Raw genomic sequence first — 24,173 nt, 5'->3', positions numbered from 1 at the left:
ACTCGTTGGGCGAAGGCGGACGCCATGTAAGCATATTTTCCATGGCGCTCCTATGTCTGTCGGTGCTGTTTGGCGCCTCGATCGCCCACGCCGACGAAGAGCCCGAATGGTTCGCCAAACCCTACGCCTACGTGCTGGTGGACCAGGACGTGCGCGCCGCCCTCGAAGAGTTCGGCCACAACCTCGACATCCCGCTGGTGCTCTCCGACAAGGTTCGCGGCAAGGCCCGCAGCACCGTGCGCGCCGCCACCGCCGGGGAGTTCCTGCAGACGCTGTGCAGCACCAGCGGCCTGACCTGGTACTTCGACGGCAACCTGCTGTACCTCAATGCCAGCGACGAAATCACCACCAAGCTGTTCAAGGCCAGCGCCCTGAACCTGGACCAGTTGCAGGCTTATTTGAACAACCTCGACGTCTTCGGCCAGCAGTTGTCGATGCGCAACGGCCCCGAGGGCGATGAAGTCTTCGTCTCCGGGCCGCCGCCGTACCTGGCGCTGGTCCAGCAGCATGTGGATCACCTGCAACCCAAGGCCGCCGCGCCCGTTGTGGCACGTGAGCACGGCGTGCGGGTATTTCGCGGCGCCCAGGTGAGCACCGAAACCCCTTGATTCACCCCAACCCCAGCAAAGGAGCATGACCATGTCCGTAACCGCCGTAGACAGCAACCTCGCCCCCGGTGGCGCCAGCCCTGAAGCCAAGTTCAACGCCGCGGTGGATAACGCCAAGAGCGCCGACAAACCGGAGATGACCGACGCCGAGTTCACCGATGCCCTGATCACCCAGGCGGTCACCATCGGTGGTCAATTCATCATCATGCCCAAGGCGCAGGAAATGCTGAATGACGCCATGTCCGATGACGACGAAGAGTAGGGCGCACCCATGACCATCAGTCTCGCAGCCAGCGCCACGGCCTTGCCGCCGTCCGCCGGCGCGGGGCCCGCCGGGGCCTCGCAGAATCTGTTCGAGCACATGGCCAATACGGCCAAGGGCATGCCCGAAGGCGCGAGCCCCCATCAGATCGGCTCGGGCCTGATGGAGCGCCTGAACAGTTTTATCGACCGCTCCCGGACCTTTTCCGAGCGCGCCGATTTGCTCACCAATAACCCGTCGGCGCCACCCCAAGTGGCCGCTGCGGACATCCGCACCTCGGGTGCCTCTTCCACTGCAGAACCGGGCAAGAAAGTCGCCGAGCAGCAGGTCGACCAGATCGTCCATTCACTGGGCAAGATGTTCGACTACTCCATCGAAACCCAGATGGTGGTGCGCGGTGCGACGCAGATTTCCGGTTCCGCCAACACGCTGCTCAAGGGTCAATAACGCCATGCCAAGCCCGAATCGTGCCCTGCGCCTGCTGCTGATCGGCCTGCTCGCCAGCCTCTTGCAGGCCTGCGACATGGACCTCTACACCAACCTCAGCGAGCGCGACGCCAACGCCATGGTCGCCGTGTTGCTGCGCGACGGTATTCCCGCGACGCGCAAGGTGCAGGACAACGGCCAGTTGAAAGTGGTGGTCGACGAACAGCGTTTCGCCGAAGCCATGACCCTGCTGGATAACGCTGGGCTGCCGCAGCAGAGCTTTTCCAACATGGGCGAGGTGTTCAAGGGCAACGGCCTGGTGTCGTCGCCGGTGCAGGAACGGGCGCAGATGATCTACGCCTTGAGCGAAGAGCTGTCCCACTCGGTGTCGCAGATCGACGGCATCGTCTCGGCGCGGGTGCACGTGGTGCTGCCCGACAATGACCTGCTCAAGCGCGTGATCTCACCGTCGTCGGCCTCGGTGCTGGTGCGCTACGACCCGGGCACCGACATCAACACCCTGATCCCGCAGATCAAGACCCTGGTGGCCAACGGCATTTCCGGCCTGAGCTACGAGGGCGTGTCGGTGACGGTGATCAAGGCCGCGGTGTCCGTCAGCCAGAACCCGGCCCAACCGCGACTCGCGCGCTTCATGGGCTTGTGGCTGCTGGAAGACAACCTCAACCAGGCGCGGTTGTTGTTCGGCGGTTTGCTGCTGGTCGCCCTGGGCGCCGGTGGCGTGCTGGCCCGTCAGTATTGGGCGCGGCGCCAGTCCCAGGCGTTGTATGTGCTCAAGGAGGGTGAATGAGCCTGGTTGAACGTTGGCAGGGCCTGATCGCCCAGCCGTTGCAGTTCGTGCGCCAGCAGAGCCTGGGCGAGTGTTTCGGCGAAGGCCTGCCGGCCGAGGTGCTGCAAGCCCTGCACGGGCAGGCGCGGTTTCAGTCGCGGCTGGAGCAGTTGCTGGCCGGCCATTATCAATTGGCGCCGCTGGCGCATCTGGTCACCCCGCCGGCTGCCGATTTACCGGTGTTGCTGCTGAACCCGGCGCAATTCGAGCGGCTGCCGAGGCTGTGTGGCGCGATCTGGCATGCCTCGACCCTGAGCCGGGAGATCCGCCGCGAGGTGGTCAATGAGCTGCGCGAAGGCCTCGGCCAGGCAGCTTTTGCCCTGGCCCTGGCGCACCGCCAGTTAGGCGGCGCGGCCGACCTGTTGCGTGAGCCCGCCGAGTTGATCGACGCCATCGACCGCGATGGCCTCACCTGTGTCGCGGCCTGGCTGCAGGCCCAGCCCGCCGAATTGCAAGGCTGGCTGCAACTGCGGTTTGTCGCGCCGAAAGGTTATAGCGGGCGCTTGCCCCGCGACCTGGAAATTGTCCAGACCGTCGCCGCCCGGTTGCTCGCCGAGGAGCTTGCCCATGAGTGAATTACCCAGCCGTCCCGCCGCGCGGATTTTGCGCGCCGAAGAAGCGGCGTTGTGGACCGATGGCTTTGCCTTTGTGCAAGCCGCCAGGGACCACGCCGAGCAGATCAAGGCCGACAGTGACCAGTGGCTGTACAGCGCGCGTGCTGAAGGTTTTGAACGTGCACGCAAAGAAGGCGCAGAGCAGGTCGCGCAGTTGCTGCTGGAGACCCAGGCCCAGGTGCAGCATTACCTCGCCGGGCTGGAAGCGTCGCTGGCGGACCTGGCCCTGGGCATCGTGCGTGAAGTGCTCGGCGAGCTGGACGACACCGACCGTGTGGTGCGTTGCACGCGCCAGGCCCTGAGCGCGTTTCGCCAGGGCCAGGCCTTGACCTTGTGGGTGCCGCCCGCCGAAGTGAATGCCTTGCGCCAACAACTCCTCAAGGACGGCATCGCCGTGGAGGCCGACGCGCAACTGAGTGCCGGCCAGGCCCGCCTGAGCAGCCCGGCGGGTTCGGTTGAGCTGGGGCTGGAGGCCCAACTGCAGACCTTGCGCCGCAGCCTGTTGCCCTTCGCCGAAGAGGGCGTGGCATGAACCTCAACCACTTGCTGCCGCGCCTGACCGAGCGGCTGTCCCAGGCGCGCTTGCGTCCGATGCAGGGCACCGTGCTGAGTATTCGCGGGGTGTTGTTGCGGGCCAGTGTGGCCGGTGCGAGCATCGGTGAGCTGTGCCACCTGCGCGATCCGGTCAGCGGCCGCAGCCTCAGTGCCGAGGTGATAGGCTTCGATGGTGACGAAGCGATCCTGTCGCCTATCGGTTCCATGGAAGGCCTGTCGACCCGCACCCAGATCATCGCCACCGGTGAAAGCCTCGGCGTGGCGGTGGGGGATGCGCAACTGGGGCGGGTGATCAGCCCCATGGGCGAGTTTCTCGACGGTGACGGCGTGCCGCCGACCCTGAACTTGCAGACCTATCCCTTGCATGCCGAGCCACCGGCGCCGTTCTCCCGGCAATTGATCGTGCGTTCCATGGCCCTGGGCATTCGCTCCATCGACGGCTTGCTGACCCTCGCCCAGGGCCAGCGCATGGGCATCTTCGGCGAGCCCGGCGTGGGCAAATCCTCGTTGCTGGCGAGCATCATCCGCAACAGCGAGGCCGATGTGATTGTGATCGGCCTGATCGGCGAGCGGGGCAGGGAAGTGCGCGAACTGCTGGACGTGCAACTGGACGCCCAGGCCCGCGCACGTACGGTCGCTGTTGTCGCCACGTCTGATCGTCCCGCCGCCGAGCGGGTGCGTGCGGCCTTTGTCGCCACCACCCTGGCCGAGTACCACCGCGACCAGGGCCGTAACGTGCTGCTGCTGATGGACAGCCTCACCCGGTTCGCCCGGGCCCAGCGCGAGATCGGCCTGGCGGTGGGTGAGCCGCCGACCCGGCGCGGTTATCCGCCGTCGTTTTTTGCCACCTTGCCCAAGCTGCTGGAGCGCGCCGGGCCGGGCCCCAGCGGCAGCATCACCGCGCTCTATACCGTGCTTACCGAGGGTGATGCCGCCAGCGATCCGGTGGCCGAGGAAGCGCGTTCGATCCTCGACGGGCATATCGCCCTGAGCGCCGAACTGGCCCAGCGCAACTACTTCCCGGCGGTGGACGTGCTGCGCAGCCGCAGCCGGTTGATGGAGCAGGTGGCCGGTGAAGAACACAAGCGCCTGGCAATGCGCATTCGCGAACTGATGGCGCGCTACGGCGAAATTGAAATGCTGATCCGCGTTGGCGAGTACTCCGCCGGCAGCGACCCGCTGGCCGACGAGGCGATCACTCGCCACAGCGCGATCGAAGCCTTCCTGCGCCAGAACGCCGACGAGCCCAGCAGCCCCGAACACACCTTGATCCGCATGCGCCAGGTGCTGGCATGACGATGGAGAGCAACCCATGAAGACCGAACAACTGCGCACCCTGCAAACCCTGCGGGTGCTGCGTGAACAACGGGCGGCCAGCCAGTTGGCGGCGCAACAGCAACGCTGCGTGCAAACCCACGGCGCCTTGACCGACGCCAAGGAGCAATTGCGCCTGCACCGCGAAGCCGTTGCCCGAGAAGCCGGCGAGATTTACGCCTCGCTGACCGAAGGCCTGTCGGTGGCCAGTTGGCAGGCGGCCCAGGATCGCCTGCGGGGCTTGTCCGACGATGAGCAACTGCTTGAGGGTGACGTCAGCCACGTATCCGGCACCCTGCAAATCCAAGAGCGTGAGCGCGACCTGTTCCGTCAGGAACGCCTGAACCGCCAGCGCCAGTCCGACGCCTGGCAAAGCCTGCTGGACGGCCGCGAAAGCAGCGAGCGGGTCGCCGGTGAATTGCGCGAAGAGCAAGGGCTCGGCACATGATCGTGGCCCTTGCCGACCCGCTGGCGCCCTGGCTTGAACACTACGACCCGGCGTTGCTCGCGGTGCATAACCAACTGCACCGCCGGCGCCACGCGTGGCAGGGCGGGTGCGCCGGCCAGGACCTGAGCGTCGCCTGGGCCGCCGATCCCCAGCCGCTGAAAACACCCCGGGATGTATGGCTGCTACTCGGGCAATCCCCGGCGCGCCTGCGGCTCTCGGCCGACACGGTGGAGCAGGTGCTGGTGCCGTTGGCGTTGCAGTTCGACGCGCAGGTGCTGCCGTCATTGCCGCGCTCGTTGCTGCTGGAGTTGGCGGTGCTGGATTTGATCGAGCGCCTTGAGCAGTTGCTCGGCCACCCGGTGCAGTTGCTCGATGCCAGTGACGATCAGCGGCCTTACGCCGTGCACCTGGCGCTGACCTTGACCTTCGGCAACAGCCCACCCATGGCCGCCCAGTTGGACTTGAGCGAAAGCGCCGCGCTGCTGGTGGCGCAGATGCTGGAGCAACACGGCCAGATTGAGGCCGACCCTTTACCCGCGCTGCGCCAGACCCTGGCGGTGGTGGCCGGGCGGCAATGGCTGAGCCTCGGCGAATTGCGCAGCTTGCAGCCTGGCGATGTGTTGATGCTCGAACCCGGCAGTGGCTGGTTGCTGGACCTTGAGGGCCGCCTGCAAGCCCGCTGCCAGCGCGACGGCTCGTCGCTGCAGCTACAGGAATCTTTGAAATCGCCCCTTTTGGACATGGAGAACACAATGACTGATGTCGATGCCGCCGCGGCCCTGGACGATTTGCCCCTCAAGCTGGTGTGCCAGGTCGGCAGCCTGGAACTGACCCTGGCGCAACTGCGGGAACTGGGCGCGGGCAGCCTGCTGCAACTCAATACCCCCACGGTGGATGGCGTCGACCTGATGGTCAACGGCCGCCGCGTCGGCCAGGGCCAACTGGTGAAAATCGGTGACGGCCTGGGCGTACGCCTGCTGAGTTTCGCCACCCCATGACCGGTTATCAGCCGAACCTGATCGAGATCATCCTGGTGGTCGCCACCATCGGGTTGATCCCGTTGGCGGTGGTGACCCTCACCGGGTTCATGAAAATCTCGGTGGTGCTGTTCCTCATCCGCAACGCCCTGGGCGTGCAGCAGACGCCGCCGAACCTGGTGCTGTACGGCATCGCGCTGATTCTGTCGGTGTACGTCACCACGCCGTTGATTGGCGACATGTACCGCCAGGTGGAGGGGCGCGACCTCAATATCGAGCACGTCGAGCAACTCAAGGACCTTGGCGATGCCTTGCGCCCGCCGTTGCAGGCGCACCTGGCGCGCTTTGCCAACGAGTCCGAGCGCGGTTTTTTCGTGCAGGCCACCGAGACCATCTGGTCGCCGGAAGCCCGTGCCGACTTGCGGGATGACGACCTGGTGGTACTGATCCCGGCGTTCGTCAGCTCGGAACTGACCCGGGCCTTCGAGATCGGGTTCCTGCTGTACATCCCGTTTCTGGTGGTGGACTTGCTGGTGTCCAACGTGTTGATGGCGATGGGCATGTCGATGGTCTCGCCGAACCTGATTTCGATCCCGCTGAAAATCTTCCTGTTCGTGTCATTGAGCGGCTGGTCGCGCCTGATGCACGGTTTGATTCTGAGTTACGGCTGAGGCACGACCCATGGGCCAGGACGTTTTCCTGTCATTGATGAAACAGGCACTGATGACCGTGCTGATGCTCTCCGCGCCGGCGCTGGGGGTCGCGATTATTGTCGGCTTGAGCGTGGGGCTGTTCCAGGCGCTGACGCAGATCCAGGACCAGACCCTGCCCCAGGTGGTGAAGCTGGTGGCGGTGTTGCTGACCATCGTGTTCCTGGGCCCGGTGCTGGCCGGGCAAGTGGCGGAGCTTGGCGGCCAGGTGCTGGACAACTTCCCCTTGTGGACGCGCTGACCGCCCATGGATGCCAGCCTTACCGCGCAGTTTCTCGAAGTCGCCTACCCGGTGATCAGCTCGGCCTCGCTGGCGGCGTGCCGGGCCATGGGCGTGGTGGTGATCACCCCGGCGTTCAACCGCCTGGGGCTGACCGGAATGATTCGGGGTTGCGTGGCCGTGGCGATTTCGATCCCGATGTTCATGCCGGTGTTCGACGCCATGACCTCGATGCCCAACCACGGCAGCCTGTTTATCGCCGGGTTGCTGATCAAGGAGTTCCTGATCGGCATCCTGATCGGCCTGTTGTTCGGCATCCCGTTCTGGGCGGCGGAAGTGGCGGGGGAGTTGATCGACCTGCAGCGCGGTTCGACCATGGCGCAACTGGTGGACCCGCTGTCCACCGGGGAATCGAGTGTGATGTCCACCTTGCTGACGGTAATGCTGATCACACTGTTCTTCATGTCCGGCGGTTTTATCCTGATGGTCGACGGCTACTACCACAGCTACCAGTTGTGGCCGGTAACCGCGTTTACCCCGGTGTTCGCCAGCTCGGCGTTGCTGGCGGTGCTGTCGATTCTCGACCAGATCATGCGGGTCGGGGTGCTGATGGTGTCGCCGCTGATCATCTCGCTGCTGGTCACCGATTTGATGCTGGCGTACCTGTCGCGGATGGCGCCGAACCTGCATATTTTCGACCTGTCGTTGCCGGTGAAAAATCTGTTTTTCTCGATCCTGATGGTGATCTACATCGGCTTCCTGATTCCGTTGATGCTGGACCAGCTGGCGGAATTTCGCGGCACGGTGGAGCTGCTGAAAACCCTGGCGGGCATGGAGTAGGGCATGGGCGATACCAGCGAAGAAAAATCCCAGCCAGCCACGGACAAAAAACTCAAGGACGCGCGCAAAAAAGGCCAGGTCGCCAAGAGCCAGGACCTGGTCTCGGGCATGGTCATCCTGTTTTGCACCCTGTGCATTTCCATCCTCGCGCCCCGGGCCCAGGCCCAGGTCACGGCACTGATCGACCTCACCGCACAGATCTATATCGAACCCTTCGCCACCGTGTGGCCACGGGTGCTGGACCATGCCGAGCAACTGGTGATCGGCATCACCCTGCCGGTGATGGCGGTGACGACCGGGGTGGTGATCCTGACCAATATCATCACCATGCGTGGCTTTGTGTTCTCCGTGGAACCGATCAAGCCCGAGTTCAAGCGCATCAACCCGGCGGAAGGCTTCAAGAAGCTGTTTGCCTTGCGCAACTTTGTGGAGTTCATCAAGGGCCTGATCAAGGTGCATGTGCTGGCCGTGGCGTTCTACGTGGTGGGGCGGCATGCGTTGCAGGCGCTGATGGAGTCCTCGCGGTGTGGCGCCGGGTGTATCGAATCGACGTTTTTCCTGGTGCTCAAGCCGCTGGTGTTCACCGTGCTCGCGGCCTTCATCCTGGTGGGCGGGGTGGACGTGCTGATGCAGCGCTGGCTGTTCGGCCGCGACATGAAAATGACCCGCAGCGAGACCAAGCGCGAGCGCAAGGACATTGATGGCGACCCGCTGATCAAGAGCGAACGGCGGCGTCAGCGCCAGGAGATGCAGGCGTTGGCCACCAAACTGGGGCTGGGCCGGGCGTCGATGATGATTGGCACCACCGATGGCTGGGTGATTGGCGTGCGTTATGTACGTGGCGAGACACCGGTGCCGGTGGTGGTATGCCGGGCCGCGCCGGAGGAAGCGTTGGGGATGTTGCAGGAAGCGTTTGACCTCGGCATACCGCAGGCGCCGGACAGGGGGTTGGCGGAGGCGATTGCCAGGAAGACCGTACCGGGAGACCCGGTGCCGGATGCGTCGTTCCAGGCGGTGGCGGACTGGCTGGTGGCGGCGCGGTTGATCTGATCGCTGCGTCTTGCATTGATTGGCTGTTGTGGTGAGCGGGCTTGCCCCGCTCACCACAGAAAGCCCAGCCCACGACAACAGTCCTGCTTACCACGGAGGGGAGGCGGCACTCAGTTCCATGAACCCACGCATCAGATATATCCAGTCACCTTGTGCCACTGGCTCACTGGCAACCACACGCTAGCGTTAATGCTCTTTAGGACCTTTTCCTGGAGCAATGGAATGCGCCCCACCCCCCAATCTCATCGCTTGCGCCAGGGCCGTTACTCAGAGCCCGGACGCAGCTACCTCATCACCATCGTCGTCCATCACCGCCAGCGGCTGTTCCACGATTTGTTCCTTGGCCGTCTACTGGTTGCCGAGTTCCGGCGGGCTCAAGAGTCAGGGCTGGTCGACTCCCTGGCCTGGGTGATCATGCCTGATCATATCCATTGGTTATTCGAGCTGAAGCAACAAACGTTGGCCGATGTAGTGCGCCGTACCAAATCCCGCAGCACGTTAACCATCAATCAGCGCCGTCACAGCAAAGAGCGGGTGTGGCAGCCGGGTTATCACGATAGGGCTGTGCGGGCAGAGGATGACATTCGCAAAATGGCTCGCTATATCATTGCCAATCCGTTGCGCGCCGGGTTGGTTGAGCATGTAGGCGACTATTCGCTTTGGGATGCCTGCTGGATCTGATGCTTGGGATTAGGCGTGTGGTTGGTGGCGCTGTTGTGGTGAGCGGGTTTTTGTGGTGAACCTGGCTTTCTGTGGTGAGGAGGGCTTTCTGTGGTGAGGGGGGCTTTCTGTGGTGAACCTGGCTTTCTGTGGTGAGCGGGCTTGCCTCGCGCTGGGCTGCGAAGCAGCCCCAAAACCTGACACCCCAATTTGCCTGGCAAGACGCGGTATTCTTGATAGGGCCGCTTCGCAGCCCAGCGCGGGGCAAGCCCGCTCACCACAGAAAGCCAGGCTCACCACAGAAAAGCGGCTCACCCAGAAAGTCAGGCTCACCACAGAAAGCCCAGCTCACCACTGGAAGCGCCCGGGGACATTCGATCTTCCGGGTGTCAGGAGGTTAAGTCAGGGTTTATCCACATCATGATACTCACCCCCATACCCATCCCCCACCCGCCAGATAATGTCGTGGTTCTCATTGGTCCATTCGGACGGTTTCAGCGAGTACTTGTAGTCCTCTGAATTGCGGTTGTTCCCGTCGCCGATAAAGTCCGGATGGTCCCGCCGATGGTCGCCTCCGCGAATGCTCGAGCGCGCATCCCACTCTTCCTTGCGGAAGTCAAAAATACTCTGGTCCTGTGGCGCATCCCGCTGGCCCCAGTCGGACAGGTACGTCTGCAACCACACATACGCCTCATCACCGTTGGGCTTGAGCAACCCGTCCTGCTTGAAGTCCTGGATCTGGTTCCAGTTCTGCATCGAGATCTTGTGCAGTTTGTGGGACTGCACCGTGCTCAGGATCGCCCCGACAAACGACAACGCGCCGGAGATCAAGAAGCCCACCGGCCCCAGGAACGGAATGATCCGCCCGGTCACCCCCAGGGTGCCCAACACACCGCCTGCCGCGCCCACCAGGCTGCTGACGCCACCGGCCATGGACAGTGAGCCGGAGGCAATTTTCACCGGGTCTTTCTCGCGCACACCATCACGCAGGGTAAACGCCGCCTGGACCACGCTGATCACGCCGCCCGCCACGTCGGTGGCCATGCCGATCACCTTGATCGCGCTGCTGGCGAACTTCGCGCCAAACCCCGCACCGGCCACGCCGCCCCGGCTGGCGATGCCTTTTTCGATGCCTTCCTGGACCTTCTTCGCGCCTTCATCACTCCAGCCGCCGCTGTTGAGGGCCTTGCCCACGTCCTTGCCGTCGTCCATGGCCTGGTCGACGATCTCGAAGTACTTCTTCTGCACCGCCTCGGCGTCCTTGGGCAGGGCGTGGTAACCCTCGCCGGGCTTGGCCCAGAGGTCGGGCAGGGAGCGGTCGAAGCCCATCAGTTTGTAGGCGTTGGTGCCGCGCAATTTGTCGTAGACCTTCAAGCCCAGCGTGGCGAAGTGCGAGCCGGTGCCCAGGAAGCCGAGGAAGTCGTTGGCGATGCCCAGGCGCTTCATCGGCGTATCCGCCAGCTTGCCGCCCTGGCCGGCGAGTTGGTAAACGATACGGCCCATGCCGATTGCGCCACCCACCGAGCCGAGTACGCCGTTGTCCTTGAGGAAGTTGAGGTTCTTCACGAACGCGCTGCGGTTCTCTTCGCTGAGGCCGGGCATGATCTCCTTGCTCACGGCCTTGTCGATGTCGCTGAAGCTGATCACGCCATTTTTCTGCCAGGTGTCGCCGAGGAAATCATCGCCTTGCCGAAGTCGGCGGCGGCGTTTTTGTCCTTGAGCAGCTGGTCGACGAACTTCGAATACACCCCCAGCGCCTGGCGCGGCAGGCCGTCGGCGCTGCCCTTGAGCATCGACAGGATCGCCATGGTGTTGTCGGTGGTGGCCAGCGCAGTGTTGTCGTCGGAGATCTTGGTCGGGTCGTCCATCAGCTTTTCAACGGCGTCGGTGTAGCCGTCGATTTGCAGGTTTTGCAGGAAGCTGTCGGCCTTGGCCGGGTCGATGTCGGCCAGCGCGGTGTAGGCGGTCTGGATCTCCTGGGTGGCCAGTTCGGTCTTGCCGCTGTCCTGCAGGGACTTGATGTATTTGGTGAAGTTCTCCGAGGAGGTGCTGTCGATCAGCTTCTGCCTGGTCTCATCGACCTTGGCCTGGCCGCCGTCGACCTTGCCCAGCGCCGCGTCGTGGTTGGCCTTGATGTCGTGCTGGATGGTCGAGTCGCCGAGCAGGTCGTTGATGGTCTGGTCGATGGCCTTGGTGTCAAAGATGTTGTCGCGTACGTCCCGCGAGGTCACGTCGATGGGCGTGGTGGCGATGCCCTGGTTGCCGAACCCGTGCTCGGGAATGATCGACATGCCGTTGTCGGCCATGCTTCGGGCTTCCACCGCCCGCAGGAACTTGGCGCGCGGGTCGTCCTTGCCGATGCTGCCGTCCTTGACCCCGGCGCGGTAGCTGTCCACCAGGGTCTTCATCGACAGGTCCTGCACCGACAGCGGGTTGCCGCTGTCATCTTTCTCGGTGGTGGTCAGGTTGTCGACGGAGACGTCCTTGAGGGGCGGCAGGCCGTTGTCGGTGCGCAGCTTGTCGACGTCGGTGGTTTGCGCGGCGATGTCGCTGCGGTAGCCGGAAATCTGTTCGAACATCTGCGGGTTGCTGTCTTCCGACACCACGATCTTCTCTTCGCTGCCCCCCGGCTTGTGCTGGGTGAAGGCGATCAGCCCCGGGCCATAATCCCCGGCGCCGCCGACGCTCATGATGTCTTCGGTAGAGGCCAGGTAAGCGTCCGGGCCTGCGAGGGTGTAGCCGTCGCCCTTGGCTTTTTCGATGCCGGCCAGGGTTTGACCCTTGGTGGTGTAGGCGGCAAAGGCTTCGGGGGTGATGTCTTTGGACACCACCAGCAATTTGCCGTCGGCCTGGTTGACCACCAGGATGCCGTCCATGGGCGCGTCGACCTTGCTGATGTCGCCCAGCTTCAGGCTGGCCTCGTCCTTGCGCAGCAGTTCTTGGCCGGGCAGGGACTGGGCGTTCTTGATGTAGTCGAAGGCTTGCGAGCCTTCACTGGCATGCACGGCATGCAGGAAGTTGTAGAAGGTGCCGCCGGCGTTTGGGTTCGGGTTGCTGAGGTCGGCGTCGGGTTGCGGCAGGTCGGCTTCGGACTTGCTGATCGCGTATTTGTGGCCCTGATGTTCAAACAGGATCACCCCGGCGCCGCTGTCTTCGGAGACGACTTTCAACTGGCTGAAATCAAGGTCCCCCGGCAGGCTGGTGACTTCCTCATAGCCCTTGGCCTTGCCCTCATTGAGGGCCTGCTTGGTCACCCCGGCCTGGGTGTAGGTGCTGAACGCCTGGGGCGTGAGCTGTTCGGAGATGACCAGGGTCTTGCCGTTTTCCAGGCTGACCTTGAGGATGCCGTCTTCGGCCTTGCCCACGGATTTGATATTGGCCAGGCGTACGCCGTCGCCGTCTTCGCGCAGCAGTTGCTGGTCGGGGTTCTTCAGGCTTTCGACGATGGCCTTGCCGGCCGGGGTGCCCTGGGTTTCGGCCAGGGTCTGGAGGAAGGTGTACAGCGGGGTGCCTTCGTCGGGGCCGCCCTGGTTGACGGGGGCCACGGCATGGCCGAAGCGCAGGTTTTTCAACACATCGAACCCGTCCTGGGCGTTGGCCGCACCCTCGGCGCTGATCTTGTATTTGGCGCCGTCCTGTTCGAAGTAGATCACCCCGGCGTCTTTGTCTTCGGAGATGACCTTGAGCTTGTCGATGTCGAGTTTGGCCGGGAGGGCGGTGACCTCCTTGTAGTCCTCGGGTTTGACGGTTTTGTCGCCCGGCCCGGTACTGGCAAGGATTCTGGCTTTGTTCAGGACGGCGTCGAAAACGCGCTCGGGCGCTTTGGGTTGATCGACGCGGGGAGAGGCGGATTTTTCGGGGCGGGTGATCATCGGTTCAGTCCATGTGATGGGGCGCACGAGGACTCGATATTAGGGGCTGGCAGCGGGTGAAAACGGGTTTGTTGGCAACAAGTCACAAGCTTTCACAGGTGTGAAATTCACGTCCCGGGGTAGCGCGTCTCCATCACGATCGACAACGCATCCGGGCGCCAGAACTCCTGGTCGAACTCCACCGGCTGGTCATCCTCGCCAAAGTTCAAGCGCTCCAGGTACACGCTGGTGGACCCCTGCGACAATTGCAGCAGCTCTGCCTGTTCTTCATTCACCGTGCCAATGTGCATCTCCAGCTCACACCGCGATTGCACCCGGGAAAACCGCTCCCGCAGCAGTTGGGTCAGCGAGGTATTCAAGTCGGCCTCCAGCAGCCCCGGGCACCAGCTTGCCAGCAGCGCGTTGAACTCCAGCAGCACCGGCCGCCGGTCAATCCAGCGCCGCCGTTGCAGGAAAAACACCGGCTCATCCGCCGAGGCGAGGCCCATCCGCCTGGCCAGCCAGTCGCCCGCCGGGCGCAGCTCTGCGTGCAGGCATTCGGTGCGGGGCGTACGGCCCTGGGCACTTACGTAATCCATAAAACCGCTGATGCGCGTCGGTTCATAGCGGATACGCCGGGGGCTGACAAACCAGCCGCGACGGTTTTCCCGGTACACCAGGCCTTCCGCTTCCAACTGCTGCAAGGCCTGGCGCAAGGTGACCCGGGTGCAGCCGAAGCGCTCGATCATCTCCCGTTCGGACGGGAATTTCTCATCGGCCTGGGGCACGCCCGCCGCAATATCGTTGGCGATTTGTTCGCGAATGCGCTGGTAGTGCGGTGAAATCGGGTCGAAAGGCATCCTGGGGTTCCGTGTGCAGGCATGACGTGGGCGTGACTCTACCGTTCCTGTTGGCGCAGGTCACGCAGTGCCCACCAGCACCTTACTCAAAGCGGAACGAAGCCCCATGGGCCGAGGCTGGCAAGCGGTCACTGCCCTCGGCGCTGAGCCGCGAACGCAGGGTGCCGGTCTGCGGCGTGGTGCGATACAGCCCACGTTTTTGCAGGGCCGGGATCACCAGTTCGACAAAGTCATTCAGCGAGCCGGGGCTGATCAACGGGTTGAGCATGTAGCCGCTGGTGCCGGAAATTCTGGCGTGTTCCTCGACTTTTTCCGCCACCTGCTCCGGCGTGCCCACCAGGATCAGGTCGCTGCCCCGCGTCACGTTGGCGAAGCGTTGCTTGACCTCGCCGGCGGTCAGCGGTTGGCCGCTGCCATCGGGTTTCATCACGTAGGAGGTCATGCCTTCGGTGTGGGTGGACAGTGCTTCGCTGTCGGCGTAGCGGCTGATATCGATACCGGTGTCGCCCGCGTAGCTCACCAACTGCGCCTGCAGGTGATAGTTGCTTTGCAGGGTCTCGTATTTCTTTTGTGCTTCGATGGCGGTGGGGGCGGTGACGATGCGCAACACGGTCAGGGATTTGACGTCTTGCTGCCTGCGCCCGCGGGCCTCGGCCTGGCGCCAGATATCTTCCAGCCCCTGGCGTATCTCCAGCGGGTTGGATTTGGCGATAAACACCAGCTCTGCATGTTTGGCCGCGAACTGCCGGCCACGGCCCGACCAACCCGCCTGGATCAGCAGCGGCGTGCGTTGCGGCGAGGGTGACGTGAGGTGCGGGCCGGCCACCCGGTAATGGTCGCCGGCATGCTGGATCGGTCGAACACGCGCGCCATCGGCATAGGTGCGTGCGAGTTTGTCGGCGAGCACCGCGTCATCGGCCCAGCTGCCTTCCCAGAGCTTGTACACCACGTCGAGAAACTCTTCGGCGCGTTCGTAGCGGTCGTCGTGCTTGATCATCTGCTCCAGGCCGAAATTGCGTGCGGCGCTGGACAGGTAAGAGGTGACGATATTCCAGCCGATACGCCCGTCGGACAAATGGTCCAGGGTGCTGAAGCGCCGGGCGTGGGTGAATGGGTGTTCGTAGGTGGTGCTGACCGTGACGCCAAAGGCGAGCTTTTCGGTCAGGGCCACCAGTGCGGGAATGATCGTCAGCGGGTCGTTGGCCGGCGCTTCCACCGCCCATTTCAACGCCGCCGCTTCGGACCCGCCAAACACATCGTAGAAGCCCAGCACATCGCCGAAGAACATCAGGTCGAGGTTGGCTTCATCTGCCGTGCGGGCCAGGTTCGACCAGTACTTGAGGGTGTTGATGCCCAGGCGTTCATCCGCCGGGTGGGTCCACAGGCTGGGCGCGCCGCCGCAGCCGACACTGGCTTGTTCGTACAGGCCGAATAACAACGGGGTTGGATCAGACATGGTGCTTCCTGCAGGTAAAAAGCGGTTATCGCCCGTGAAGGTAGGCCTTGCCGTAGTGCCGCTCCAGGCGCGCCTGGATCAGTTCCAGGCCAATGGAGAGCAGCCAGTAGATGACGGCAGCGGTGGTGAGCATTTCGATATAGCGGTATGAGGAGCGCCCGTAGGACTGCGCGAGGAACATCACTTCCCAGACGCCCATGACCGAGACCAGCGATGAGTCCTTGAGCATCGAAATGAACTGGCTGGTGGTCGGTGGAATGATGGTGCGCATCGCCTGGGGCAGCACGATCTGCCAGAACGTCACCGCCGGGCCCATGCCCAGCGCCGCCGCAGCATTACGTTGGCCCTGGGACACTCCGATGATGCCGGCGCGAAAGATCTCGCTCAGGTACGCCCCGTAGTTCAACGACAGTGCAATGATCCCGGCGCTGATGGCGCCCGGCACTACGCCCAACTGGGGCAGGCCGAGGTAGATCAGCAAAATCTGGATCAGCAGCGGCGTGCCGCGAAAGAACGAGGCGTAAAAACTGGCAATCCCGAACGCCACCGCGCTGTTCGACAAGCGCGCCAGGGCCGTCGCAAACCCCAGGGCCAGGGACAGCCAGATCGAGCAGAAGCACAGGAACAGCGTCAGCGCCGCACCCTGCAGAAAGCCGTTGGGCGACAGGTGCAGGCCCACCAGGTTCTGCCACTTGGCCGCGACGATCGCAAACTTCAGGTCGAAGCTCATGAACAGCCCGGCGAACAGGCACAGCATCACGCCCCAGGTCAGCCACAGGCGCACCTGGAAGGGCAACCACTGGCGTTTGACGGGCGGCGGTTTCACCACAGAGGGCGGGGTGGGGAAAACGCTCATTGGGTGATGTCTGCGCCAATCCATTTCTGGGAGATCTTCGTCAGCGTGCCGTCGCTTTTAAGGTCGGCCAGCACTTGGGTCAGTCTCGCGTCCCATTGGGGGTCGCCTTTTTCGGTGGCGACCACGTTGGGCTCGCTGTACAGCTGTTTGCCGACGACCTTGAAGCGTGGGTCATGCTTGATTCGCTCATTGGCGGTCACCAGGTTGGTGAGCATTGCGTCCAGGCGTTTGCCGGTGCCGAGCGCCAAGTCCTGGAAGGCCACGATTTCATTGTCGTAAGGCACGGCTTGAATCTGGCTGAACGGGTATTCGATTGGCGTGTTGGCGCCTTCGATCACCAGGTCTTTGTTCAGGTAGGCCTCGTAGGTCGAGGCGCTGCCGACGCCGACTTTTTTCCCGGAAAGGTCACTGGCCGAGTGAATGGAAGATTCATCGGCGTTGACCACGATGACCGCCGGTGAGGCGTAATACTCGACAGGAAAATTGAACACTTGGCCACGGGCGGCACTTGGGGTCATGGAGCAGATGCACACGTCATAACGGCCCTGCCAGCGGCCAGCGGCGATCACTTCCCAAGAGGGTGTTTCCAACTTCAGGGTGACGCCAAGTTTGTCAGCCACGGCCTTGGCCACGTCGACGTCGAAGCCATCCAGCTGGTTTTGTTCATTGAGAAAAGAGAAGGGCGGATAGTTCTCCATCAGCACGCCAACCAACTGTCTGGATTGCGTGATGCGATCCAGCGTTGCCCCGGCGAACACCGCCGGGCTGGCCACTGACAGGGCCAGGCCCAAGGTCACGACAGTACGTAAATTCATAAATATACCCATGGGATTTTTTATATTTAAACGCGATAAGGGCTTTATGTTTAATGATTTTATGTACTGTAATGCGTTGTTTTAGTTATATGTTTTCCCAACTGTTGGCCTGGCAACAGTTGGGAAACAAACACCGTGTTCAAGCAACTGAAAGTTGCTGTTCCTGTTGGCGCAAATCACGCTGCCAGGACACCAGCCCATACGCCGCCAGCACCACAAACCCGGCATACAACGCGGCGGTCAATTGCAAATCCTTGTACACAAACAATCCCACGTAGACCGTATCCAGCACGATCCACAGCCACCAACTCACCACGTACTTGCGCGTCGCCCACAGGCTGGCCACCAGGCTGAAGGCAGTCAGCAGCGAGTCCAGCCACGGCAATGCGGCATCGGTGAAGTGGTGCATGGCGGCGCCCAGCAGCAGGGCGCCGATCACACCTGCGAATAAATGACGCCAGGCTTCCTGGACTGGCAGACGCTCGACGCGCACCTTGCCCGCGTCGATGCGCCCGGTGCTCCAGCGCCACCAGCCGTAGCCCTGCAACACGGCGAAGACCAGTTGCAGGAGCATGTCGGAATACAGCTTCACGTCGAAGAAGATCCAGCCGTACAACAACACCGCGACCACACTGACCGGCCAGCACCAGCGCACCCGTCGGGCGGTGAGCCACACCCCGGCGATATTGAAGATTACAGCGACTATTTCCAGCGGCGTCATACGGTTTCCCCAGGGTCAATTTTGCAGGTGCAGCGCCTGTTGCTTGAGCTGGCGCTTGCGTTCAAAGGGCAGTTTTTCCTGATCGCCATACGGCGCGCTGTACCAGTTGCCGTAGGTCGGGTTGGGCAGCACGAACCAGCGTTGGCCGAGCCAGCCAAGGTAGGGTTCGGCGGCCTTGCGCTGGGCCTCCAGGGTGTTGTGTTCGGCCTGCACGAAATCCCCCAGGGAGTCACCGGCCAGGATCAGCACACGGGCGTGCTGGGCGACCCATTGGCGGCGGCAGTTCTTGCCGTAGCCGGCCTGTTCGCAGCCGCCAATCGGGGTGCCGGAGGCCAGTACCTGCTGGTCGCTGTCTACCGGAAAGCCCCGCAGGCGCAGGTTGTTGACGGTGGCCTGGACCTGGCTTTGTTCACGGTTGGTGATGTAGTACACCGTGATGCCTTTGTGCTTGGCCGCCTGCAGGAACGCGACGGCGCCGGGCAGCGCCTGGGCCTTGGCCTGGTCGACCCAGGTGTTCCAGCGGTCGTAGGAGTAGACCTGGTTATTGACGACGTCCCGGGCATTCAGCGGGATGTTGTCGAGCACGGTTTCGTCGATGTCGACAATCACCGCCGGCGGCAAACCGGAGAGGTTGCGCGGGGGCAGGGGCAGGGCGTCCCAGTCCGGGGTGTTGAGGGCCACGTCCAGTTGCCGGGTGGCGTTGGCGAATACCTGGCGGTAAATCAGCTCGTGCTCGATCGAGGTCTGGGTCCACAGCACCGCATCCAGCTGGTCGCTGGCGGGCGGTTGCTGCTGGCAGCCGACCAGGGCAGTCGAGAGCAGGCACACACTGGCAAAAATCAGATTACGCATGAACAGTCAGCCTCAAAAATTGACGGTGGCGGATAACCGCGCGGTGCGTGGCGCGCCCAGGAACAGGTAGCCATCGCCCGCCGATTCACCCACATCGCGCCAGTAGCGTTTGTCGAACAGGTTGTCGACAGTCAGGCGCAGCACAGTATCGTAATCACCGACTTTGGTGCTGTAGCGACCACCCACATCGAACACCGCATAGTCGTCGACCTTCACGCTGGCCTCGCGGTTTGCGTACTTGCTGCCGCTGTATTGCACCCCGCCGAGCAGGGCCAGGCCCTTGATTCCGGGAATGCTGTAGTCGCCGTGCAGGCTGGCGCGCAGCTTGGGCACGTTGATCGCCTGGTGGCCATCGTAGTCGTCAGTGCCGCTGCCACTGACCCGGGCGCGTATCGCCGCGACGCTGGCCGACACTTGCAGGTTATCGGTCACTCGGCCGTTGGCGGAGAGTTCCAGGCCCACGTTCTTCTGCTTGCCTTGCTGCACAAAGGTAATGGTGCCGTCATCGTTGGGGCGGTTGTATTGCAGGTCCTGGGTGATCTGGAACAGTGCGGCGGTCAGGCTCAGGCGCTGGAAGTCGCGCTTGATCCCCACTTCCAGCTGGCGCGAAGTAGTCGGCGGCAATACCTCATCGGCGTTGCTGCTGAACCACGCAGCCGTACCGCCCAGGGACAGGCCCTTGCTGTAGCTGGCGTACAGGGTCGTGTCCGGGCGCGGCTTGTAGATCAGCGCCACCTGAGGCAGGAACACGCTGCGCTGGGTATGGCGGGTGGTGTCGCCGGCCTGGTCGTAGGTTTCTTCGTCGAGGCGCACCTGGCGCCCGCCGAGGATGGTTTGCCACTGCTCGTTGAAGCTGATGCGGTCGCTGGCGAACAGCCCGTATTGGCGGCTGTCCAGGCGCCGGTAGGTATGGCCCAGCGGCCCCTGGTAGGGTTCAAGCACCGGCGGTTTTTCGTAGATATTGCCTTCGCCGATGTACTCGTTGACCGACTGGCGACGGTCCACCAGGCGGCGGAACGCAGTGGTGCCGAAGGTCAGGTCATGCTTGAGAAACCCGGTGTCGAATTGGCCATTGAGCGCGGCCTGGGCTTCTTCGTTGCTGCGGGTGTCGTCAGGGCTGCGGTAGTCCGAGATGTCGTAGTCGCCCTCGGCGCTGAAGTGGTTGGGCACTGCGGTGTTGGCGCAACTGGCGGCGCCGTAGCAGCCCCAGGCGAAGGTGCTGTAGTCGTCGATCACCACGCGGCTGCGGGAGGCGCTGAAGCTGGCTTTCCAGGCCTCGTTGAAGCGGTATTCGAACAGGCCGTCGAGGTTCAGCGACTTGATGCGCACCGGGTTCGACCAGCTCTGGTAGCCCAGCAAGTCCCGTGGCGACACGTTGTGGGGCACGGTGGTGCCGCCGAGCAATTGATAACCGGGCACCGAGCGTTGCTCGCGGTTCTGGTACTCGGCGTTCAGTTGCAGCAGGGCGTTGGGGCTGATGTTCCAGTCGAGAGCCAGGGACGCAAAATCCCGCTGGCCGTCAGCGTGGTCGACGTAGGAGCGGATGTCTTCGTGGGCCAGGTTGACCCGCACGCCCACCTGCTGTTCGGCGCCGAGCCAGCCGCCGACGTCGGTGGCCAGGTAGCGCTCGCCGTGTTCGTTGGTGGACACGGTCACCGAGCGCACATTCTCCGGGCGCTTGCTCACGTAGTTCACCAGGCCGCCGGGCTCGGACACGCCGCTTTGCAGCCCGGACAGGCCCTTGAGCACTTCCACTTGCTGCTTGTTTTCCAGTGCGACGTTCTGTTCGCCGGTGATGGTGCGGCCGTTGATCTTGTAGCTGCTGGCCGGGTTCAGCGAGAAGCCGCGTACCACGAAATTCTCGTAGTAGCCCACCGGCGCGTAGCTGTCGCCGACCGAGGCGTCGTTCTTCAACACCTCGCTCAGCAGGCGGGCTTGCTGGTCTTTCAGGCGGCCTTCGGTGATCACCGCCACCGACGCCGGGGTGTCCAGCAACGGCGCGTTATCGAAGCCGGCGACGGCGGCTTTTTGGCCTGGTAATCGGTGGCCTGTTCGCCGACCACCGTGACGGTGTCCAGGGTCGCCTCCTGGGCATGGGTGGCCGTGGCGGCGAGGGTGATGCTCAGGGCGAGCAGGGTGTGACGGTACGGTGTTGCCATAAAAGGAGCGCTCCAAGGGCCTGCCCGCTGGCACATCACGCTTTATCGGGCGCAAAAGGGCCCAGCGCTGCGCAACGGACAGGTTGCCAGTACGAAATTAAAAAGCCGGGGTCGCCACAAAGGGCGTCAGGCCGGAGCTGCTCCGGTAGTCATTGGTAGGCGTGCATCGGCGGCCCATTCCTGGAGCGAGCCGTCGTAGAGTGCGATGTCCTGGCGACCCAGCAGGGTCAGGGCCAGGGCGTTGGCCGCCGCGGAAATTCCGCCGCCGCAATAGAGCATCAATGGACCGTCGCTGTGCAGCAGCGTGGGTCCGATGGCCAGGGCCAGGGCGTCCTTGGGCAGGTAGCGACCCTGGGCATCAAACAGCGTGCGTGCCGGCAGGTTGTGGCTGCCGGGGATGTGCCCGCGTCGGGCGTAGCGAGTGGGTGCAGTGCCTTCGAACAAGGCGGCGCCCAATGCGCAGACCAGTACGCCGGGTGAGTCCCCTGCGACCACTGCTTCAACGCCTGCGCGGTCGATCCACAGTGGCGCATAGGCGTTGATTGGCCAGGGTTCGACGGCGCTGGTTGTTGCCGGCTGTCCGTTGTGTTGCGGTAATCCCGCCCGTTGCCAGGCGTTGAAACCACCGTCCAGCACCGACGCATCAATGCCCAGCCCGCGCAACATCCACCACAGGCGCGCGGCCCAGAAACAGTCGGCGCGGTCGTAGATCACCACGTTGCTGCCAGCGCCTGCGCCCAGGTCGGCCAGTGCCTGAACCAGGGCTTGCGGGGTTGGCAGGGCGAAGCTGTAGCTGGCGTGCGCGTCGGCAAAGGCGGTCAATAAATCGGCATGCCGTGCGCCGGGGATATGCGCTTGCAGCCAGCCGGCATGGCCACTGGCGACCCGGTAATCGCCGTCAAAACGCGGCGACGGCAGCACCACGGTAGCGTCCAGTATCACCAGCCCTGGCTCCCCGAGGCGGGCATGCAGCCAATCGGTATCGACCAGGATGCTCATACGGATTTGCGCCGGATATGACCGAGCAAGCGTTGCCCCTGGGCACCGGCAAACCACTGCAAATGGCCCAGCAGGTAGGCGTGATAGGCCACATCGGCGCTGCTGGTAGAACCCACCACGCCGTGGTAGTACGCGACCTCGGACAGGGCGAAATCCACATGCACCAACGGCAGCAGGGCGCTCAGGGTGTGCAGGTCTTGCGCGCTCAGTGGCCGGATTTGGTGGTAGCCGGCAAGCAGTGCGTCGACGCTGTCGAGGTCCGCGACGGCCGGGCCACCACTGTCCAGGTCCAGCCAGGGCACGGCATTGCGTTCGATGGCGGTGGCCAGGTCGTAGAGCGCGAAGGTGCGGTCGGCGAGGCCGAAATCCAGCACGCTGGACACGCTGCCGTCTTCATTCCATAGCAGGTTCGAGGCGTGCCAGTCGTTGTGGGTCCAGAGCGTCGGTTGCTGTTGCAGCAAGGGTTGCAGTGGTGCGTGCCAGGGCAACAGCAGCTCGGTGAGTCGTGCGTGCCAATCCTTGTCGGCCAGGTACTCGGTGAGTGCCGGGGTGTTGGCGATCGCGGCCAGTGGCGCGGGTTGTTCGATCAGCCGGGCGTTGGCCAGCAGCACTTGGGTTTGGCGGCGTGGCGCGGTGTAACCTTCGGCCGCGTGGTGCAGTTGAGCCAGGGCAACGCCGGCCGCCAGGGCGTGTTCGGTCGTCTGGAACGGCGACCACGACAGCGCATCCCGGTACAGGTCCAGGCCCTCGGCGACACGATGAATCTCGTAGGTCCATTCGCCCTGCGTCGTGGCCGTCGCCCCGTGGCAGTTGGGCACCACTGCGGCAACCGGCGCGCCCTGGCGATGCAGGTGAGCGATCAGGCGGTGTTCTTCTTCCAGCCACGCCGCGTGCCGCACCTGTTGGTGATGCCGTTTGACGAACAGGGTCGCGTTGCTGGTAGTGATCAGCCCGGCAGCGGAAAACGGTCGCGGGCTGTGCCAATGCAAACTGCGCAGTTGCCCGAGGTGCGGGTACTCGCGCAGCAGGTGCCGGATATCCGCTTCGTGCAGCGCTGGCCAGTCGGCAGCCACCGGATCAAGCCCCAGGCCATGGGCCGTGCGTTGTGGGTTCATGCCGCCGCTCCGGGCAGATAGGCGTTGCTGGTTGCCCCTTGCCATACCTGGGGATTGTCGAGCACCGCGTGCTCGTGCAGCCACTCGGCGTAAGGCTTGAGCAGCGCCTGGCGTTGCTCGCCCCAGCGGCCGTCATGCAGCCAGGTCGGGGCGATTTTGTGCAGGGACGCGCTGAGCAATTCCGCCGGGAAATACGGTGTGGTGTGCTCGTAGGCCGCCAGCGCAATCGCCGGCTCCTCGGCCACGGCGAGATAGCCCCGGGCAGTGGCCGCGAGGAAATCACGCACGCACTCGGGCCGCTCGACGAGGGTCCGTTCATGGGCGCCCAACAGGTAGCTGTGATACGCCGGTGCACCGATCTCATCCACCGGCAACACCACCCGGCGCTCGGCCTCGATAGGGCTGTGCATCAGGGCTTCCCAGGCCCAGTAGCCACCGAAACTGGCATCGGCGATGCCTTCGGCCAACTGCTCGGGGCGTAGCTCACGCACGCCGCTGTCCACCAGGATCACGCCATCGGGATCGCCACCGTCGTTGCTCACCAGATGGCGCACCATCGCCAAACCCCGTGGTGTGGGATTGAGCGCCAGGCGCTTGCCCACCAGGTCCCGAGGACGCTGGATACCGGAGTCGGTCAGGGTTTGAATCGACTCAAGCCCCGCATGATTGATCGCCGCGATGCCTTGCAGCGCTTGCCCCAGGCCGCGCCGGACCAGCAGCCGGTTGCTCGGGAAAATGCCGAAGTCCGCTGCGCCGGTCAGCAGGTGTTCAAGGGTGTCGCCACGATAGGGATCGTGCACCACCAACTCCACATCCAGGCCCAGCTCGGCGTACCAACCGCGTTCCCGCGCCAGGTACAAACCCGCCGAATTCGGCCAGGGATGAAAGTACTCCAGCATTACCTTTACCGACACCATCGCTTGCTACTCCAGCTTGCAGTCTTGTGATGGGGGCGATT

25 protein-coding genes and 1 pseudogene are annotated in these 24,173 nt (G+C 63.5%); 14 read left to right on the top strand and 12 right to left on the bottom strand.

Translation table 11 applies throughout. The features are described 5' to 3' along the window. Window positions 1-41 precede the first annotated feature (41 nt). From JFV30_RS17820 to JFV30_RS17755, 14 genes are all read left to right on the top strand, one after another. Window positions 42-608, top strand: a complete 567-nt coding sequence (locus tag JFV30_RS17820) for a type III secretion protein (protein WP_201124788.1) — start codon at window positions 42-44, stop codon at window positions 606-608. A gap of 31 nt (window positions 609-639) precedes the next feature. After that, entirely contained in the window at window positions 640-870 is a 231-nt protein-coding gene (locus JFV30_RS17815) for a hypothetical protein (protein WP_003208330.1), read from the top strand. A gap of 9 nt (window positions 871-879) precedes the next feature. Then, window positions 880-1,317, top strand: a complete 438-nt coding sequence (locus JFV30_RS17810; protein WP_169389107.1) for a hypothetical protein — start codon at window positions 880-882, stop codon at window positions 1,315-1,317. Window positions 1,318-1,321: 4 nt separating this feature from the next. Further along, on the top strand, window positions 1,322-2,104 hold the full coding sequence (sctJ, locus tag JFV30_RS17805) for a type III secretion system inner membrane ring lipoprotein SctJ (RefSeq protein WP_201124787.1): 783 nt from the start codon (window positions 1,322-1,324) through the stop codon (window positions 2,102-2,104). Then, window positions 2,101-2,718, top strand: coding sequence for a type III secretion protein (locus JFV30_RS17800; RefSeq protein ID WP_201124786.1), 618 nt, complete (start codon window positions 2,101-2,103; stop codon window positions 2,716-2,718). The genes sctJ and JFV30_RS17800 overlap by 4 nt, the downstream gene beginning before the upstream one ends. After that, window positions 2,711-3,289, top strand: a complete 579-nt coding sequence (locus tag JFV30_RS17795; protein ID WP_201124785.1) for a FliH/SctL family protein — start codon at window positions 2,711-2,713, stop codon at window positions 3,287-3,289. Before JFV30_RS17800 ends, JFV30_RS17795 begins: the two co-directional genes overlap by 8 nt. After that, window positions 3,286-4,608 (top strand): FliI/YscN family ATPase, encoded by a 1,323-nt coding sequence (locus JFV30_RS17790; RefSeq protein WP_201124784.1) that lies wholly within the window; start codon window positions 3,286-3,288, stop codon window positions 4,606-4,608. The genes JFV30_RS17795 and JFV30_RS17790 overlap by 4 nt, the downstream gene beginning before the upstream one ends. A gap of 16 nt (window positions 4,609-4,624) precedes the next feature. Further along, on the top strand, window positions 4,625-5,074 hold the full coding sequence (locus tag JFV30_RS17785; RefSeq protein ID WP_201124783.1) for a hypothetical protein: 450 nt from the start codon (window positions 4,625-4,627) through the stop codon (window positions 5,072-5,074). After that, a complete protein-coding gene (gene sctQ / locus JFV30_RS17780; RefSeq protein WP_201124782.1) occupies window positions 5,071-6,072 on the top strand; it encodes a type III secretion system cytoplasmic ring protein SctQ in 1,002 nt (333 codons plus the stop codon). Before JFV30_RS17785 ends, sctQ begins: the two co-directional genes overlap by 4 nt. Continuing rightward, entirely contained in the window at window positions 6,069-6,722 is a 654-nt protein-coding gene (sctR, locus tag JFV30_RS17775) for a type III secretion system export apparatus subunit SctR (protein WP_003208316.1), read from the top strand. The genes sctQ and sctR overlap by 4 nt, the downstream gene beginning before the upstream one ends. A gap of 10 nt (window positions 6,723-6,732) precedes the next feature. After that, the gene (locus tag JFV30_RS17770; RefSeq protein WP_010167085.1) at window positions 6,733-7,002 is read left to right on the top strand and encodes an EscS/YscS/HrcS family type III secretion system export apparatus protein; all 270 of its coding nucleotides are present in this window, start codon (window positions 6,733-6,735) and stop codon (window positions 7,000-7,002) included. A gap of 6 nt (window positions 7,003-7,008) precedes the next feature. After that, window positions 7,009-7,821 carry a type III secretion system export apparatus subunit SctT gene (sctT, locus tag JFV30_RS17765; RefSeq protein WP_003208312.1) on the top strand — a complete coding sequence of 271 codons (813 nt, stop codon included), beginning with the start codon at window positions 7,009-7,011 and terminating at the stop codon, window positions 7,819-7,821. Between the two features lie 3 nt (window positions 7,822-7,824). Continuing rightward, complete coding sequence (locus JFV30_RS17760) at window positions 7,825-8,871, top strand: EscU/YscU/HrcU family type III secretion system export apparatus switch protein (RefSeq protein ID WP_169389100.1); 1,047 nt, start codon at window positions 7,825-7,827, stop codon at window positions 8,869-8,871. Window positions 8,872-9,093: 222 nt separating this feature from the next. Beyond that, entirely contained in the window at window positions 9,094-9,552 is a 459-nt protein-coding gene (locus JFV30_RS17755; protein WP_010167089.1) for an REP-associated tyrosine transposase, read from the top strand. A 381-nt stretch (window positions 9,553-9,933) separates the two neighbouring features. On the opposite strand, the gene JFV30_RS33280 is transcribed toward JFV30_RS17755, so the two are convergent. The 12 genes and pseudogenes from JFV30_RS33280 to JFV30_RS17700 form a co-directional block, all read right to left on the bottom strand. Then, window positions 9,934-11,178, bottom strand: a complete 1,245-nt coding sequence (locus JFV30_RS33280) for a hypothetical protein (protein WP_242487106.1) — start codon at window positions 11,176-11,178, stop codon at window positions 9,934-9,936. Further along, a complete protein-coding gene (locus JFV30_RS33275) occupies window positions 11,175-13,403 on the bottom strand; it encodes a hypothetical protein (RefSeq protein WP_242487105.1) in 2,229 nt (742 codons plus the stop codon). The genes JFV30_RS33280 and JFV30_RS33275 overlap by 4 nt, the downstream gene beginning before the upstream one ends. Window positions 13,404-13,510: 107 nt before the next feature. Next, a complete protein-coding gene (locus JFV30_RS17745) occupies window positions 13,511-14,242 on the bottom strand; it encodes a UTRA domain-containing protein (protein WP_201124781.1) in 732 nt (243 codons plus the stop codon). Between the two features lie 82 nt (window positions 14,243-14,324). Continuing rightward, the gene (locus JFV30_RS17740; protein ID WP_201124780.1) at window positions 14,325-15,698 is read right to left on the bottom strand and encodes an LLM class flavin-dependent oxidoreductase; all 1,374 of its coding nucleotides are present in this window, start codon (window positions 15,696-15,698) and stop codon (window positions 14,325-14,327) included. A 25-nt stretch (window positions 15,699-15,723) separates the two neighbouring features. Further along, complete coding sequence (locus tag JFV30_RS17735; RefSeq protein ID WP_201124779.1) at window positions 15,724-16,554, bottom strand: amino acid ABC transporter permease; 831 nt, start codon at window positions 16,552-16,554, stop codon at window positions 15,724-15,726. After that, the gene (locus tag JFV30_RS17730; protein ID WP_201124778.1) at window positions 16,551-17,369 is read right to left on the bottom strand and encodes an ABC transporter substrate-binding protein; all 819 of its coding nucleotides are present in this window, start codon (window positions 17,367-17,369) and stop codon (window positions 16,551-16,553) included. The genes JFV30_RS17735 and JFV30_RS17730 overlap by 4 nt, the downstream gene beginning before the upstream one ends. A 139-nt stretch (window positions 17,370-17,508) precedes the next feature. Next, window positions 17,509-18,090, bottom strand: coding sequence for a nicotinamide riboside transporter PnuC (gene pnuC, locus JFV30_RS17725; protein ID WP_201124777.1), 582 nt, complete (start codon window positions 18,088-18,090; stop codon window positions 17,509-17,511). Between the two features lie 15 nt (window positions 18,091-18,105). Further along, window positions 18,106-18,942 (bottom strand): 5'-nucleotidase, lipoprotein e(P4) family, encoded by an 837-nt coding sequence (locus JFV30_RS17720; RefSeq protein WP_201124776.1) that lies wholly within the window; start codon window positions 18,940-18,942, stop codon window positions 18,106-18,108. Window positions 18,943-18,954: 12 nt separating this feature from the next. Further along, window positions 18,955-21,101, bottom strand: a pseudogene (locus JFV30_RS17715) (TonB-dependent siderophore receptor). 126 nt (window positions 21,102-21,227) lie between these two features. Beyond that, a complete protein-coding gene (locus JFV30_RS17710; protein WP_201124775.1) occupies window positions 21,228-22,100 on the bottom strand; it encodes a sulfurtransferase in 873 nt (290 codons plus the stop codon). Further along, window positions 22,097-23,215, bottom strand: a complete 1,119-nt coding sequence (locus tag JFV30_RS17705) for a phosphotransferase (RefSeq protein WP_201124774.1) — start codon at window positions 23,213-23,215, stop codon at window positions 22,097-22,099. Before JFV30_RS17705 ends, JFV30_RS17710 begins: the two co-directional genes overlap by 4 nt. Further along, window positions 23,212-24,132, bottom strand: coding sequence for an ABC transporter substrate-binding protein (locus JFV30_RS17700; RefSeq protein ID WP_010167111.1), 921 nt, complete (start codon window positions 24,130-24,132; stop codon window positions 23,212-23,214). Before JFV30_RS17700 ends, JFV30_RS17705 begins: the two co-directional genes overlap by 4 nt. Between the last annotated feature and the right edge of the window lie 41 nt (window positions 24,133-24,173).

It is taken from the genome of Pseudomonas sp. TH32, assembly GCF_016650855.1.
In the GTDB taxonomy this organism is placed as follows: Bacteria; Pseudomonadota; Gammaproteobacteria; order Pseudomonadales; family Pseudomonadaceae; genus Aquipseudomonas.
Note: the sequence above shows the minus strand (reverse complement) of the source record. Positions and strands in the feature narration are given on the sequence as shown.